The organism is Brevibacillus sp. B_LB10_24 (genome assembly GCF_046036945.1).
Classification (GTDB): Bacteria; Bacillota; Bacilli; order Brevibacillales; family Brevibacillaceae; genus Brevibacillus_C.
This window is the reverse complement of sequence record NZ_JBJQOQ010000018.1, coordinates 20565-35834: the sequence shown is the minus strand read 5'-3', so window position 1 is coordinate 35834 and position 15270 is coordinate 20565. Positions and strand designations below refer to the sequence as shown.

Below are 15270 nucleotides of genomic sequence, written 5' to 3'. Positions count from 1 at the left end.
GGGGGAACAACGTGACCCGAACCCTGCATATTCTCCACACCAACGATTTGCACAGCCGCTTTGAGCGAATGCCGCAGATTGCCACATGCCTGAAAGAGCGTCGCCAGGCGTGGGAAGCAAAGGGAGATTATGTACTCACCGTCGATATCGGGGATCACTCTGACCGGATGAGCCTGCCTACGGAGGCGACGTGGGGCCATGCCAATGTGGATGTCGTCAACCACAGCGGTTACCAATATGTGACGATCGGCAACAACGAAGGCATCACCTTGCCCAAGGAAAGACTGGATGAGCTGTTTGAGCAGGCAGAGTTTACTATTGTCCTGAGCAATCTGTACGATGCTGCTACACATGAGCGCCCGCATTGGGCGGTTCCGTACGCCATCCATGAGTGGGAAGGGGTTCGCGCGGCTGTCCTTGGCGTTACGGCCGTTTTTGACGTCTACGAGCAGCTCGGCTGGGAGGCGAAAGAGCCGCTGCCCCTGATTGCGAAGCAGGTAGAACAATTGAGGCCGCATGTGAACGTCTTGATCGTCCTGTCCCACCTGGGGCTGCAAAAAGATCGGCAGATGGCCCGGGAGATCGAGGGAATCGATGTGATCCTGGGCGGGCATACCCATCATTTGCTGGAACGGGGAGAACGGTCTGACCACACGCTGATCGCACAGGCAGGACGTTGGGGCGAATACGTCGGCCACGTTCAGCTTGTCCTGGACGAAGGGACAGGGAGGGTGGTGGAAAGTTCGGCAGAAGTTTTTGCTGCGCAGCAGTTTCCCGATGATGCAGTCGTCCGGTCGGTCATCAAGCGGCAAGAGGAAGAAGCGGAGCTGATCTTGAATCAGACTGTCGGCACCCTGAGCGTCGACTTCGGGGTAGACTGGGAGCGCGAGACGCCGTTTGCCTCCTTTTTGGCGGCTAGCTTGCGGCTTTGGGCAAATGCCGACATAGGCCTGGCCAACAGCGGCTTGCTGCTCGCCCCCCTATCCGAAGGGGCAGTGACCCGCAAGGATCTGCTGCTGTGCATGCCCCACCCGATCAAGCCGTGTGCCGTTACGCTGACAGGGGCGCAGCTGTTTCAACTGATCGCCCATTCCGTTCAGCCGCAGATTGTGTATAAAGAATTGCGCGGCTTTGGCTTTCGCGGCAAGATGGTCGGATGGATGGGGGTAGACGGCATCACCGTCCACTATGAAGCGGGGGTCTTGCCGGTCATTTGCGGGATTGAGGTGAACGGGGATCCGCTCGACATGCAGCGCGAATACCGGATCGGCACTGTGGACCTGTTTGCCTTTAGCCCGCTGTTTCCCGAATTGTCGCAGGGCAAGAACTACCGGTTTTTCCTGCCGGAGGTCCTGCGCGAGGTACTGGCGGTCACGCTCGGCGACGATGTTTTGGTGAAAGCAAGCTTCGTGCCCCGTTGGCTGGACTGCCGCTCCAAGGAATAGGATTGTTGGCAGGCGTTATCCTAAAAGGAAAAAGGAGTGCCTTGACTTGCGCTTTATCGATGAGCTCTACCAGTTGTACAGGGGGCATTTTAGCCGCGATGAGGAGGATATTATCGCCATTGTCGCTGGAATTCTTCAGGAACAATCGCGAGACGACTTGTACCGTTTGATCGATGAAATGGACGATGAAGAGTTGTTTCAAATGATCGCGACGTATATGATTGAAGTAGTCAAACGGAAAGTCGCGATGGATGCCGAACTGCCTTCCGCGACTGTTCACTGAAGCTGCACCCCCGGGTGCTTTTTTACATAGGGTATAGCGGAGGAGGAGGAACAGACATGATTGAGGTACAGCCAATCTCGTTTGAAGAGGGAACAGCTCTGGCGATTACGGTCCGACTGCCGAAGACGACACTGCTGGCCGTTACCACGGAAAAGGGGTACATCATGTGCGGCGCTTTGGATGTCGGCCTGCTGAATCAGCGGCTGGCCGAACGCGAGGTCCTTGCCGGGCGGGCGGTCGGCGTAAAAACCATCCAGGAGCTGCTGGATGCGCCGCTCGAATCGGTGACCACAACAGCAGAAAAAGCGGGGATTCCAGCGGGAATATCCGGTCGGGAAGCGATCCGTAAAATGTTTTAAGCGAAGCGAGGCTCTTACTTCACGGTAAGAGCCTTTGTGCCGTCAATCGGGCTATTTACGTTTTTTATTTTTAGGCAATGTGATATGCTAATGTTAGTGAAAAATGGCAAATAAACAAGAGTTTTGTCGAAAGTGACGATTTAGGAGAGGCGACAATTGCTATGCGACTCATTTCGGTTAATCGCTGCCAGCCAGGACAAAAAATAGCGAAATCTATCTATACGAACAACGGGACTGTGCTGATCGGGGCTGGAGTCTTCCTAACGCAAAGAATGATCAACAGGCTGCAGGAATACCATATTTCTGCCGTGTACATAGACGACGAGCTTACAAGCGATATTATAGTGGAGGATGTCGTTTCCGAACAGACGAGACGGGAAGCGATGGGGATTATCAGCGAAACTTTCAAGGCTTATCAGATCGATCCAAAGCGCTGGCGGCAGCTGCCGAGCAGCCAGCAGATCGGACAGAAGTTTCGGCATGCCGTGCTTTCAATCATTGACGAACTAAAAGGCAATCAAGTGGCAATGAATTTATTGGGCAGCGTGGGGGGAGTCGACAACTACGTCTTTTATCACTCCTTTCACGTCACTTTGTATGCGACCTCGCTCGGGGTCAAGCTGGGATTGGATCAGAAAGAACTGACGGAGCTGGGCATAGGAGCGATCCTGCACGACATCGGCAAGATGGCTATCCCTTCGGAGATTTTGACCAAGCCGGACAAACTGACTAACGAAGAGTACAAAATCATGCAAAAACATACAGAGTACGGTTTTGAGCTGCTGCGCAAAGAAGACGATATCCCGCTGCTGGCTGCCCACTGCGCCTATCAGCATCATGAGCGCTGCGACGGTTCGGGATATCCGCGGGGTCTGGTTGAGAGTGAGATTCACCGCTACGGCAAGATCCTCGGCATCTGTGATGTGTTTGATGCCATGACCACCAGCCGCGTCTATCGCAAGGCAATGCTGCCGCATGAGGCGATGGAGGAGCTGTTCCTCGGGACGGGCAAGCTGTTTAACCAGGAAATGGTCGAACACTTTCGCGATACCATTGCCCTCTATCCGATTGGCCTGACTGTGACCTTGAATACGGGGGAGGAGGGGATCGTGGTCGATTACAATCGGGGCGCTCCCAGCCGTCCGATTCTCCGCGTGATCAAGGAACCAAATGGCGAGCGAGTTGCTTCGCCCTATGAAATTGATTTGTCAAAACATCTCAATATAATGATTGCTTCGTGCGATTACATCCTGTAAAAGCCAGCCCGGTTGTCAGAAATTGGCCGCCCGGGCTGGTTTATTTCCGGAATGATTGGGTAAATCTAACGTTGACGTTAACGTTATATTAGGACTATAATTACATTCTGTTGGAGCGTGAAAGGGATCATGATGTTCAAAATCGACGATGTGGCCAAGGAAACGGGGTTGACCAAGCGGTCGATCCGTTATTATGAGGAGATTGGACTCATCCAGCCTCCCGAGCGGACAGAAGGAGGAACGAGACTCTATACCCAAGCGGATATTGAACGCTTGAAAAAAATCATGGATGCCCGGGAAGTATTGGGCTTCTCGCTGGCAGAGCTGCAGCGCTTTATGTCAGTCAACGAGAAGATCGAACAATATGGTGATCTGTACAATGCTTCCGAAAAACAGCAGAGCAGGGCAGATTTGCAGCTGCTGGCGGACAATCTGCGGGAAGAATTGGAAATGATAAACCAAAAAATAAGGAAAATGGATAGGTTTAAACAGGAAATCGAAGCTTTACATGCAAAGGTGACAGAGATACTAAAAGAGGAAACAACATGAATTACATGGAGGAGAAAAAATGGAAGAAAATTCAAAACGGCAGACCCGCGCTCGCTACATTACCGTCTTTGCCACGTTTTTGGCGTTTATGGGGATTGGCATCGTCGACCCGATCCTGCCCGTAATCGCAGAAGACATCGGCGCGACCGAAGCGCAAGTGGAAATGCTGTTTACTGCATATATTTTGATGATGTCTTTTATGATGATTCCGTCCGGCATTCTGACCGGCAAGTTTGGCGAAAAAAAATTGATGGTTACCGGCTTGGCCATTGTTACGGTATTTGCCCTGTTGTGCGGTTTTTCAAACGGCATCCCTGAGCTCTCCATTTTCCGGGCAGGCTGGGGGCTGGGCAACTCTTTGTTTATGGCCACCACCATGACCTTGATCATCGCTCTGACAGCCGACGTACACCGGGCGGTTGGCATGTACGAAGGGGCGATGGGACTTGGGATGGCCGGCGGACCGCTGGTCGGCGGATTGCTTGGCGGCTCCTCATGGCGCTATCCCTTTTTCGCGACCGGCATCCTGATTTTCTTGGCATTTATCCTCGTCATTCTCTACGTCTACCAGCCGCAGGCCAAGACGAACAAGCGGACGGCAAGCGGCCGGGAGCTGCTGCACCTGATCCGCTACGGACCGTTCCTGCGCGGAGCGCTGTCGGCGATGCTGTACTATTACGGCTTCTTCGTCGTCCTGGCATACTCCCCGCTTGTCTTGCGTCTGACGGCCATTCAATTGGGGCTGGTGTTTTTTGGCTGGGGCCTGATGCTCGCATACGGCTCCGCCGTGTTGGCCCATCGGCTGGAAGACAAATCCGAACCGAAACAGATTATCCCTTACAGCTTGATCGCGATGTTCGTCATCCTCGCACTCTTGTACTTCGTCGATGTGGTTTGGATCGATATCGTACTGATCATCATCTCCGGACTGATCAGCGGCCTGAACAACGCGCTGTTTACCAGCTACGTGATGGACGTATCTCCGTACGAGCGGGGCGTTACCTCTGGTGCGTATAACTTTGTCCGCTGGCTTGGCGCGGCAATCGCTCCCGTCCTGTCCGGGTTTATCGGCCACTCCGTGTCGCTTCACACGCCGTTCATCGTCGCCAGCGTGATCGTCGCGGCGGGGATCGTCTTTATTTTGCTGCCGGGGAAGAAAAAGACGGCAGAGGCTCACTAAAGACTGGACACCTGACGTAAATGATTTGCCCGCTGCATAGGATGTACTATGTAGGGGGTGGCGGAAGTGGCAGTGTTTCGGGTTCGTCGACGTCCGCGGGGTCCACTGACCCGGCCAAAGGCGGTCTTTATCGCTTTGGTCATCTCGCTTGCGTTGATGATGCAGTCGCTATTCCTGCTGGAGCGGCGGATCGAGCCGACGTTGATGATCCTGGCTACGCAAAAAGCCGAGCAGCTCGCCAAAGAGGCGATTGCCGATGCCGTAACCAAACGAATCGTACAGCAGGGGATCGACATAAAGGAGTTGGCCAATATTTTGCAGGATCGCGACGGCCAGATCCAGGCGATCAATTGGAACGCCCAGGAGAACGCCCGGATCGTCGGCGAGACGACGCAGCGAATTCAAAATCGATTGGAAGAATTCGAATCGCAAAAAATCGATCAGTCTATTCCGCTCGGGTTGGTGACGGGAAACAGCTTCCTGGCGCAGATGGGACCCGATCTGCCGCTCAAGTTTGTGCCGGTCGGTTCCGTGCGGGCACAATTGAGGCACAGCCTGTCGGAAGCGGGGATCAACATGGTGCTCATGACGATTTACATGTACGTCGAAGTCGACCTGCGGATTGTCATACCATTTGCTACGGAGAAAAAGACGGTCACGTCGGAAATTCCAATTGCTCACTCACTGATCATCGGAAAAGTACCGTATTACCTGTATAACAATCCGGAAGGAAAACCTGAAGTGCCAAAGATGGGGATAGGGCCTGAAGGGCAGCCGGTTATGCCGGGAGGAAATTAGGAAAAAAAGCGATGGAGCAGAGCTGCCATCGCTTTTTTTGCGTTTGCGTTAGATACCTAACCCTCTTTTTTCCTGTACATCATCCTCTCCCAGCTCTTCAGCTTCGGAAACGGGTCAAACGCCCATTCGCTGTTCCCGTTGTCGATGTACATCCCGTAATGGAGGTGGGGGGGAAACTTGCCGGAAGTCCCGGGTTTGCCGTAGCCGGAGCTGCCGACATACCCGATGATCTGTCCGGGCTCGACGATGTCTCCCGCTTTCAGCCCCTTGCGAAAGGCAGAGAGGTGGGCGTAGTAGTGATAGACGTTGTCCATGTCGCGAATGCCGATGCGCCAGCCGCCAAAGCGGTTCCAGCCGATAATCTCGATGACGCCGTAGCCTGTGCTCTGGATCGGCGTGCTGTAGTCCGCAAAGATGTCGGTTCCCTCGTGGATCCGCCTTCCGCCCCAGTCGCGGGCCGTGCCCCAGGTGCTTTTATAACTGTAATTGTACGGTTTGGGGATGGGGAAGGTGTGGCGCTGCAGGTCAAGTGTCAAGTACTTTTTGTATACTTTGGAAAATTGTTCGATTGTTTGGACTGCGCGCTCGCGTTTATAGTAGGTCCACAAACCGATGCGAAAATCTTCGCTGCTGTATCCAAATTCAGCGAGCTGTTGAATGATCGCCGCGAGCACGTCGGCATCGTTGTTGCGGTCGGCCAGTCCATCGCCTGAGCCGTCAAGGCCGATTCCGCCGAAAAAGGCAATGGACGACTCATTCGTATCGTTTTGCTCCGGATTGAGGTAGCCGCTCCAAACAGCTGGCGGTATGTCGATCGCAGTCAGCCGCATCGGTGTTTTTTCGTGTTTCTTGTGCTTGGATATGGTACGCTCGTATTGATCGATTGCTGCCAGGTATGTCCAGGGAATTCCGTAGACGGCTTCAAAACGGCAGAATAATTGCATGCGCTGCTGCAAGACGTCCGCCTGGTTTGTCTTATCTTTGGATGCGGAAACAGCAGCTTGGGCGCAGGCGTAATGCTCTGCAAACAAGCTGAGTGCTGCGAACAACAGGATCACCATTAGGCGAAGGTGCAGAATCCGCATTCTTGATTCCTCCCTGGTTGATCGTTTTTCGTTAGTAGTCTCTGCGTCTATCCGGGGGTTTAATCTATTTTCCATAAATTGGGTAACTATAGGGATGTGGATGATATGGATACTTGGATATTGTACAGTGACAAGCCGCTTACCTTGACTGGTTTGCTTGGCGCTTGGAACGCACTCGAAGGAAAGCCGGCGGAAAAAACGGCTTACCCGGGATGTCTCGATTCTGCCGTGGCTAGGGCCAAAGCCTATGAAAGCACAGTGCCGGCGGCTTTTTGGGAAGAGGAGATGTCGGCGCTTGCGGAGCTGTCCCGGTACGAGACGTTCTGGAAAAAGCTGAGGCTTGCTCCGCTTGTCGTACCGCGGGGGCTGCCGGCCGAGTGGCTTCCCCTTTTAGAGGGCTTTGCCATTGCGGAGTGGAGACAGACGGCAGAGCCTTTGTCGCCGTTGGCCTTGGCCTGGCTTCGTGAGTTGGGGATCGCGTCGGGGGAACTCCCAGCGGGGAAAGTGGAAAAGGCAGGCGCGGCAGAGGGGATCGCTTTGATTCAGGTAAGCCAAAACGGCAATCCGCCTATCCTGCGCGAGTGCCGGGAGCATGCGCAGGAGCACATCGATGAGGGAATGTACCTGCTGCAGGCCAACCTGGATGACGTCAGTCCGGAGTGGGTCGCTTATGCGATGGAGCGCCTGCTTCAAGCCGGGGCCAATGATGTGACGGTCCTGCCGATGACAATGAAAAAGAGCAGGCCGGGCATGCTGCTGCAGGTGCTGACTTACGAGAGCCAGTTGGAAGCGATGAAGGGGATTATGTTCCGCGAAACATCCACGTTTGGACTGAGGGTTTTCCCGGTTGCTGTTCATCGGCTGGCCCGCAGGTTTATCACGGTAGAGACAGATTGGGGAAAAGTGACGGCGAAAATTGGTTACCACCAAGGGGAAAGGGTCCAGGTAGCGCCGGAGTACGAAGAATGCGCGAGGCTGGCGCGGGAATGGCGCATTCCGTTAAAGCAGGTGTATCAACAGGCTCTGGAGAAGGCAAAGCAGGTCTCGCCTGAGCGTTTGGAATCGATGGGGGGAGATTGACGGGTGCTGCGGCCCCGAACAATCTCCCCCTTTTTTTGGTTAACTTATGAAAGCGTACCGATGAGCACGCGCAGCACGTTTGGCTGGTCGGGCAAGTCCCGCGCGCCCGCGCCGTAACCGATCGCTTCTACGGTCATGGCTGGCAGCGGGCCGAATTTTTCGGCCAGAGCAGCGGCGATGCCTGCCCCGGTTGGAGTGGTCAATTCCTTTTGAATGGCGCTGAACCGGAGGGGAATGCCTTTTAAAATCTCCATGGTAGCCGGAGCAGGCACGGGATACAAGCCGTGGTCGCAGCGGACAAATCCGTTGCCGGTCGGAACAGGTCCAGAGTACACTTGATCGACTTCCAAGTCTTCCAACGCCAAAGCCACGCCGACGATATCGACAATCGAATCAAGCGCACCCACTTCGTGAAAGTGGACGGTGTCGAGCGGGACATTGTGGATTTTTGCTTCTGCGACGCCGATGTGTTGGAAGATCGCCAGCGCCCGTTCGGTCACTCTCGGAGCCAGGCCCGCAGATGTGATCATGTCCACAATCTCTTTGTACCGTCGATGGTGATGAGGGTGGTCGTGGTTGTGATGGTGATGCCCGTGATGATGCTCGTGGTCATGGTCGTGATCGTGATGATGGTCCCCGTGGTGGAGTTCGTGATGATGGTGGTCGTGATGATGGTCGTGATGATGGTGCTCGTGATGATGGTGCTCGTGATGAAGCTCGTGATGTTGCTCATCGTGTCCTGCCGGGGCTGCGTGCTCGTCAACGACATCCAGTTTCAGCGCAGACACCCCTTTTTTTACGACGCTGCGCCATTCGAGGCGGAAATGGTCGAGGGGCAGCTTTCGCAGTTCCTGTTCCAGTCTTTCTCTGTTCGCACCTGCATCTACCAATGCGGCCAGGGTCATATCACCGCTTAACCCGGAGAAGCAGTCCAGATAGGCTACTTTCATATCCTTCATCCCTTCTGTTGCACATACTTTTACTGGCGGCAAGCCATATTTTTTTGGTAAGATAGGGGAAAATACGTTCGATTCAGGTCTGCTTTCACTCCTACAACAGTGTACCATTGAGAGAACGGCCTGTCATGAGGGAGGTACATACATGATTTCATTTATACATACGGCTGATGTTCATCTCGATGCGCCGCTCATATCCCTCTCGGCAGTCTACGAACAGAGGCAGTACGACTTTCGCCAGACTATGCAGCGGGTGCGCGATCTCGTCATTGAAAAGCAGGCTGACTTCTGGCTGATCGCCGGCGATCTGCTTGAATATCACGGGGGAACGCGGGCTACGGCACTCTTTTTGCAGGAGCTGTTCGCCAGCGTAGAACCGGCTGTCGTCTGCATCGCTCCCGGCAATCACGACCCGTGGATGGCGGGTTCTTTTTATCTGACGCTGGAATGGCCGGCCAACGTGGTCATCTTTACGCCGGAGTGGGGGGTGTACGAATTCCCGGAAAAGTCATGCGTGATCTACGGCTGGGGATTTCCGCACGCCCATGTTCACGATTCGCCGCTGGCTGATTTTCCTGGAAAATTGCCTGATTACCGGCATCATATCATGCTGCTGCACGGCAGTGTGCAAACGGGGACGGAACCGGAGCACCATCCCTATGCCCCCTTGCCGCTTGCCGCCTTGGCTGAGACTGGGATGGACTATGTCGCGCTGGGACACATCCACAAGCCGATCCAATACAGCCACCCTGTCCGCGGAGGCGTATTTGCCGCATATCCCGGCACCCCGGAAGGACTTACGGCGAAGGAAACGGGGGAGCGGTCGGTCCTCTACGGCCAATGTAAGGGCAGCGGTGAATTTCAGTTGGAGCCGATTCCCGTTCAGACGCGGCAGATCCGCCGTCTGGAGCTGGAACTGGGCGGGGCAGAGACGACAGAGAAGCTGATTCAGCGTGTAGAAGAGCAGCTGCGGGAGCATTCCCCTGCAGACTTGCTCTACGTCGAGTTGACCGGCGAGCGCGCTGCCCACCTGAATCCGCCGCTGGAACTTCTTTATGAACGGTGCAAATCGTTTTTTTATATCCATTTTGAAGATCGCACTTGGCCTGACGTTGACGAAGAAAAGCTCATTGCCGAGGGCAGTTTGCTGGGCAGATGGCTAAGGCAGCTCCGCGACTTGGAAGCGGACAGCGAAGACGGACGAAAGCGGGAAATTGTGCAGTTGGCACGGAGGGAAGCGCTCAAGCGGATCGGAGGGAATTTGCGGTGATTATCCGGGAATTGCATATCGGCGGGTTCGGCAAGTGGCGCGATGCCACCTTTCCGTTCGCGCCGGGACTCAACCTGTTTGTAGCTCCCAACGAAGCCGGCAAAACGACGCTGCTGCAGGCGATCGTCTCATCGCTCTACGGCATGAAGCGGGATTATATCCGGGTGACCCGCTATCTGGAGGAATACGAGCAGTACTATCCGTGGGACAGGGGGGCTTATCAGACTGTCGTCCGCTATTCTTTGGGCGGACGCTCCTTTCGCCTGCAGCGGCATTTTGAGAAGGAGCGGGAGTTGGCCAAACTTTTCAGAGAACCTGAATTGGCTGAGATTACCCGGGAGTACCAGGAGGATCGGCGCAAGGAATACAATTTTATCGAACGCCACCTGGGATTGAATCGGAGTATGTTCACAGATGTCACATGGGTCAAACGCCAGCCGCTGCATGCGGCAAAGCACTTGCTGCCCGTCCTTTTGCGCAGTGAAGAAAACGACCCGATTGTGCAGCGCATTTTGTCCGGTTTGGAGCAAGAGCTTTCGGCCATCGGGAAAAAGGAGTCCGCCGAGACGACGCTGCTGGGAAAAGCGGGCAGGCAGTTGGGAAAGGCGCAGGAGCGGCTGCAGCAGGCAGAAGCGGCCTGGCAGGCGGTCAGCCATCTGACAGCCGAGCTGATGGAGCGGGAGCTAAGCCTGCAGCAATTGCAGAAACAGCAGGCGCGCTTTTTGGTTCAATTGGAGCAGATCGAACGCTCTGAGCAGCACTGGCAGCAGTGGTGGCAGCGCTCGTTCGAGACGAAGCGCTCTGCGGACTTTCTCCATTGGGAGGAGGCGGCTTCCGACCCGGCAGAGGGGGAGATGCACCGCAGAGTGAGGGAGTCACTGGCGGAGATCGAGGCGTTTTACGCACAGTATCAGGCAGTCATTGCCGCGCAGGAGGCAGTGTCGGCATCCGACTCGCCGCAGCAAACCATCCGCTATCTGTCGTTTCAGGAGATTGCGGATGAAGAGTGGCAGAGCTGGCTGAAGACGTGGTACGCCTATTGCGCCTATGAAGAGCGTCCACAGAGCGAAGAGCAGGAAGATGCCGTTCCGGTCGAAAAGCTGCAGGCGGACTTTCGGCGCGGCTTGCAGCTGCATAAGGAAGCGGAAGAGCTGCGGGAGGAGGTCTATCGGCTCCAGCTTGCACAGGCCGCGGCAGAGCGGGACGAACGGGCCCGGGGGACAGGACAGGCGGAGCAGCCCGCGGATGCGGCGGGACAAGCAGGTGCAGGCCCGCTGCTCAGTCGTACGACCAAAGGGCGGAGGCAGAGCCAGGCCGGCGCGAACCGGGCAATGCCGCTGCTGCTGGCAAGTGCACTGCTGTCTGCACTGATTACCGCGGGCCTCTTGTGGTACGGGACGCCGCTGGGCTGGATCTCTGCTCTGTTGACGGTAGTGCTCGGCGGGGCTGCTGCCCGGCTGCTGATCTCATCTCCCAAGAAAGGCGGCCGCGGTCAGACCGATCAACCCGAAAAAGCACTGCTGGCGGAACCCGAAGCTGTTCCAAAGACTGCCCCTGTCAGCGGGGCAGGACGGGAGGAGCTGGGCCAAAGACTGGCCCGCTGTGAGTCCGAGAAGGCAGAGCGAATGAGGCAGATTGCCGCCTTGCTTGCCGAATGGAATGTGCCGGATTGGGAAGCGTTTCTCACTTACCGCGAAAAATTGTTGGCACAGGCTCACCGGCAGGAGGCCAAACGGACAGATGAGCAAGAAATGCACCGCCTTAGGACACAGCTGGAAATGACGATGATTCGCTGGGGCATTCCGCCGCATCTCCCCTTTGCGGAATCGGCGGCACTTGTGCTTCAGGAACGTCAAACGTGGGAACAGATGAGCCGGGAGCAGCAGGTGCTCCTGGAGAAGGAACTGAATCAGGAACGTCTGCGGGCACAGCTGGCAGCAGAGTGGGAAAAGCGGGATCAGGAACGAGGGAAACTGCTGGCTGAGTGGGAAGAGTCGGTTCGCAGCATCCTGGAGGACAAGCGAACCGAACTCAGACAGCTTCGGCAGGAGACGGAAAGCGAATTAAGACGGACCGAGGAGCAAATGGCGGATCTCCGCGAAAAAATGGCACAGGCGCGGGGTGAGATCGGCCGTCGCGGCGAGCATTCCTGGGCAAAGGCAAAAAGCGAATACGATGAAGCCTTGCAGCAGGTAGACGATCTGTTGACCCGGCGCGAGGCCCTGCAGCTGGCAAAGGAGACGCTTCAATCCGTTCTGGAGGAGTGGCACCGCGACCTTTCACCGGATGTAAACCAGCTCGCTTCAGAGGTTGCAGCGCGCGCGACCGGCGGACGGTATCAGGACGTTCGTCTCGATCCCAATCAGGGTTTTGCCATCCACACGGCCACGCCCGGCAGCCACGGGGTCGCAGCCCACAGCGCGCTTTCATCCGGAACGCAGGATCAGCTTTATTTTGCACAACGCGTCGCGCTTTTGCGCCGGATTAGCGCGGAGCGGGAGCCGCTGCCGCTGTTTTTGGATGACCACTTCATTCACTACGATGAAGAGCGGTTAAGCCATGCCCTGGCCTATGTCATGGAACTGGCGGAAGAGCACCAGATCTTTCTGTTTAGCTGCCAGGAGCGGGAGTACCGCCTGCTTGCCCCCTATCTGGAAAACAGCGAGCGGCACAGGTTACAGCTCCTTGTCTAACATCGTCAGGAACATCCCGACGTCGGTAACGATACCTACGGTTTGCGCCGATCCACGGTCCATCAGTTTGGTGACGACAGCCGGGTTGATGTCGACGCAGACGGTCTTGATCCAGCTGGGCATCATGTTTCCGGTGCCGATCGCGTGCAGCATCGTGGACAGCATGACGACCATGTCGGCGTCGGCCACCTGCTCCGCGTACTTCGCCTGAGCTTCGATCAGGTCCATCAGCGTGTCTGGCAGCGGCCCGTCGTCACGGATGGAGCCGGCAAGCACAAACGGGACATTGTTTTGGACGCATTCGTACATGATACCGCTCTTCAGGGTGCCATCCTTGACTGCTTCGGCGATCGAGCCGGAGCGGTTCATGGCGTTAATCGCCCGCATGTGGTTTTTATGGCCGCCGCGCACGACAGAGCCGGTGTCGAGGTTGACACCCAGGGAAGTGCCGAACAGCGCCCGTTCGATGTCGTGCACAGCCAGCGCATTGCCTGACAGAAGGGCGTTGACATACCCTTTGCGAATCATGTGTTGAAATGCCTCCTGGCCGCCGGTATGGATGACGACGGGGCCGGCTACGAAGACGATTTTTCCGCCGCGCTTCCGCAGCTCCCGCATTTCCGCTGCCAGGCGCTTGACGATGACTTCCACCCGCCGCTCTGAACTCACCTCGTTGTTCATAAAGGCGAACTCGGACGTCTCTTCCCCTGCAGGCGGAAGCACCAGGCGCACCCCGTTGCTGCCGCAGATGACCTGGTCGCCTTGTTTGATGTCGCGCAATTTGACGCAGTGAACCTCATCGCCTTTTACGACCAGGCAGGCATCCATTCGCTGGTACTGGGCCCGGACCCATCGGCCGTTCAAAAACACCTCTGTGGCGTGGTTTGTCGTTGAATAAAAATCGTCCGGCACGGTCTTGTCCTTTTCCGCGGGCTTAATGGTGGGCGAATCTTCCGTACGCGGGATCGTACAGCCCAGATTGATCAATTCGTTTAGGAGGATCTCCATTTTGTCTTCCGGCAGGTCCAAGGCGATCCTGGCCGTTGAATCGTCGTCTACCTGATCCCCCACAGTAAGCTCCAGCACGCGGTACTTTCCGCTGTACTGGACGACAGATGCATCAATTCTCTTCAAGATATCATCGCGGATAATGTGGCCGCGAATCTCAAATACTCGTTCCATAGGCGTCCTCCCTGTGATTATCCAATCGCTTCCTACAGTATATACATTTGTCCCAATCGCTTCCAAGGGGATGCAGTAAAATGAATAGATATGCAACAGGCCGGAGTGTGCAGGCGCCGGAGGCGGACTATTGCCCCTGTCTACAGCATTCCCTATAATGAAGAAAGGTTTCAATTAGTGCCTCATTGACAAGATGGTGCTTGATTAAACGTATAAGGAGTGAGCCCGAAATGATACAGCGCAAGCCGGAGTGGCTCAAGATCAACCTTGTTTCAGGCGAAGAATTGAACAATTTTCGAGAATTAAAACAGACGATGCGGGGGAAGACCTTGCATACTGTTTGCGAAGAAGCAAAATGTCCCAATATCCACGAATGCTGGGCAAACCGGACCGCCACCTTTATGATTCTTGGCGATATTTGCACGCGGGCTTGCCGGTTTTGTGCCGTAAAAACGGGTTTGCCTACAGAACTGGACCTGGCTGAGCCGGGGCGCGTAGCAGAAGCGGCAGAACAAATGGGACTGAAACACGTGGTCGTCACGTCCGTGGCCCGTGATGATTTGGCAGACGGGGGTGCAGCCGTTTTTGCGGAAACCATCCGGGCGATACGCAAACGCCTGCCCTTTTCCACCGTGGAGGTGCTGATTCCCGATTTCATGGGAAATTGGGATGCCTTGAAAACCGTGATGGATGCCAAACCGGATGTGCTTAATCACAATATCGAGGCGGTGCGGCGGATGTCCGACCGTGTTCGGGCAAGGGCCAAGTACGAACGCACGCTGGAACTGCTCCGGCGCTCCAAGGAAATGCAGCCAGCCATTCCGACGAAATCCAGTCTGATGATTGGGGTGGGTGAAACATTTGCCGAAATTTTGGAGACGATGGACGATCTGCGTGCCGTCGACGTCAATATCATGACCATTGGGCAGTATTTGCAGCCGACGAAAAAGCATCTACAGGTAGAGAAGTACTACCATCCCGATGAGTTTCAACAGCTGAAAGAGGAAGGCATGAAGCGGGGCTTCAGCCACGTGGAAGCAGGACCGCTGGTGCGCAGCTCGTACCATGCCCATGAACAGGCGAACGCGGCAAAACAGCAAATCGCCGGGTCTATGTAGTGCAAAAGAATCCCCT

14 protein-coding genes are annotated in these 15270 nt (G+C 55.6%); 11 read left to right on the top strand and 3 right to left on the bottom strand.

The window, feature by feature from the left end; translation table 11 throughout:
• The first annotated feature begins 11 nt into the window (after positions 1-11).
• The 7 genes from ACI7RC_RS16555 to yunB all read left to right on the top strand — a co-directional run bounded on the left by ACI7RC_RS16555 (position 12) and on the right by yunB (position 5870).
• Positions 12-1445 carry a bifunctional metallophosphatase/5'-nucleotidase gene (locus ACI7RC_RS16555; RefSeq protein WP_408109340.1) on the top strand — a complete coding sequence of 478 codons (1434 nt, stop codon included), beginning with the start codon at positions 12-14 and terminating at the stop codon, positions 1443-1445.
• A 46-nt stretch (positions 1446-1491) separates the two neighbouring features.
• Positions 1492-1728, top strand: coding sequence for a DUF6154 family protein (locus tag ACI7RC_RS16550; protein WP_408109339.1), 237 nt, complete (start codon positions 1492-1494; stop codon positions 1726-1728).
• Between the two features lie 56 nt (positions 1729-1784).
• On the top strand, positions 1785-2087 hold the full coding sequence (locus tag ACI7RC_RS16545; RefSeq protein WP_408109338.1) for a YunC family protein: 303 nt from the start codon (positions 1785-1787) through the stop codon (positions 2085-2087).
• A gap of 161 nt (positions 2088-2248) precedes the next feature.
• A complete protein-coding gene (locus ACI7RC_RS16540; RefSeq protein WP_408109337.1) occupies positions 2249-3343 on the top strand; it encodes an HD-GYP domain-containing protein in 1095 nt (364 codons plus the stop codon).
• Between the two features lie 132 nt (positions 3344-3475).
• Positions 3476-3892, top strand: coding sequence for a MerR family transcriptional regulator (locus ACI7RC_RS16535; RefSeq protein ID WP_408109388.1), 417 nt, complete (start codon positions 3476-3478; stop codon positions 3890-3892).
• 19 nt (positions 3893-3911) lie between these two features.
• On the top strand, positions 3912-5072 hold the full coding sequence (locus ACI7RC_RS16530; RefSeq protein ID WP_408109336.1) for an MFS transporter: 1161 nt from the start codon (positions 3912-3914) through the stop codon (positions 5070-5072).
• A 66-nt stretch (positions 5073-5138) separates the two neighbouring features.
• Complete coding sequence (gene yunB / locus ACI7RC_RS16525) at positions 5139-5870, top strand: sporulation protein YunB (protein ID WP_408109335.1); 732 nt, start codon at positions 5139-5141, stop codon at positions 5868-5870.
• 56 nt (positions 5871-5926) lie between these two features.
• Here yunB and ACI7RC_RS16520 read toward each other — a convergent pair whose 3' ends face one another.
• Entirely contained in the window at positions 5927-6955 is a 1029-nt protein-coding gene (locus tag ACI7RC_RS16520) for a M23 family metallopeptidase (RefSeq protein WP_408109334.1), read from the bottom strand.
• Positions 6956-7060: 105 nt separating this feature from the next.
• Between ACI7RC_RS16520 and larC2 the strand changes: the two genes are divergently transcribed.
• Positions 7061-8035 carry a nickel pincer cofactor biosynthesis protein LarC2 gene (larC2, locus tag ACI7RC_RS16515; RefSeq protein ID WP_408109333.1) on the top strand — a complete coding sequence of 325 codons (975 nt, stop codon included), beginning with the start codon at positions 7061-7063 and terminating at the stop codon, positions 8033-8035.
• A gap of 44 nt (positions 8036-8079) precedes the next feature.
• Here larC2 and larC read toward each other — a convergent pair whose 3' ends face one another.
• A complete protein-coding gene (gene larC / locus ACI7RC_RS16510; RefSeq protein ID WP_408109332.1) occupies positions 8080-8985 on the bottom strand; it encodes a nickel pincer cofactor biosynthesis protein LarC in 906 nt (301 codons plus the stop codon).
• Between the two features lie 151 nt (positions 8986-9136).
• On the opposite strand from larC, the gene ACI7RC_RS16505 reads away from it, so the two are divergent.
• Entirely contained in the window at positions 9137-10261 is a 1125-nt protein-coding gene (locus ACI7RC_RS16505; protein WP_408109331.1) for a metallophosphoesterase family protein, read from the top strand.
• Complete coding sequence (locus tag ACI7RC_RS16500; RefSeq protein WP_408109330.1) at positions 10258-12954, top strand: ATP-binding protein; 2697 nt, start codon at positions 10258-10260, stop codon at positions 12952-12954. The genes ACI7RC_RS16505 and ACI7RC_RS16500 overlap by 4 nt, the downstream gene beginning before the upstream one ends.
• Here ACI7RC_RS16500 and ACI7RC_RS16495 read toward each other — a convergent pair.
• Positions 12937-14136, bottom strand: coding sequence for an ornithine cyclodeaminase, nickel-pincer nucleotide-dependent (locus ACI7RC_RS16495; RefSeq protein ID WP_408109329.1), 1200 nt, complete (start codon positions 14134-14136; stop codon positions 12937-12939). The two genes, ACI7RC_RS16500 and ACI7RC_RS16495, sit on opposite strands and share 18 nt — an antisense overlap.
• Before the next feature lie 212 nt (positions 14137-14348).
• Between ACI7RC_RS16495 and lipA the strand changes: the two genes are divergently transcribed.
• A complete protein-coding gene (lipA, locus tag ACI7RC_RS16490; protein WP_408109387.1) occupies positions 14349-15254 on the top strand; it encodes a lipoyl synthase in 906 nt (301 codons plus the stop codon).
• The last annotated feature ends 16 nt before the right edge of the window (positions 15255-15270 follow it).

Bases quoted from the DNA above. Each gene is read 5' to 3' on its own strand.
- ACI7RC_RS16545 (WP_408109338.1), top strand. From the start codon at position 1,785: ATGATTGAGGTACAGCCAATCTCGTTTGAAGAGGGAACAGCTCTGGCG.
- ACI7RC_RS16540 (WP_408109337.1), top strand. From the start codon at position 2,249: ATGCGACTCATTTCGGTTAATCGCTGCCAGCCAGGACAAAAAATAGCG.
- ACI7RC_RS16535 (WP_408109388.1), top strand. From the start codon at position 3,476: ATGTTCAAAATCGACGATGTGGCCAAGGAAACGGGGTTGACCAAGCGG.
- ACI7RC_RS16530 (WP_408109336.1), top strand. From the start codon at position 3,912: ATGGAAGAAAATTCAAAACGGCAGACCCGCGCTCGCTACATTACCGTC.
- ACI7RC_RS16520 (WP_408109334.1), bottom strand. From the start codon at position 6,955: ATGCGGATTCTGCACCTTCGCCTAATGGTGATCCTGTTGTTCGCAGCA.
- larC2 (WP_408109333.1), top strand. From the start codon at position 7,061: ATGGATACTTGGATATTGTACAGTGACAAGCCGCTTACCTTGACTGGT.
- larC (WP_408109332.1), bottom strand. From the start codon at position 8,985: ATGAAAGTAGCCTATCTGGACTGCTTCTCCGGGTTAAGCGGTGATATG.
- ACI7RC_RS16505 (WP_408109331.1), top strand. From the start codon at position 9,137: ATGATTTCATTTATACATACGGCTGATGTTCATCTCGATGCGCCGCTC.
- ACI7RC_RS16495 (WP_408109329.1), bottom strand. From the start codon at position 14,136: ATGGAACGAGTATTTGAGATTCGCGGCCACATTATCCGCGATGATATC.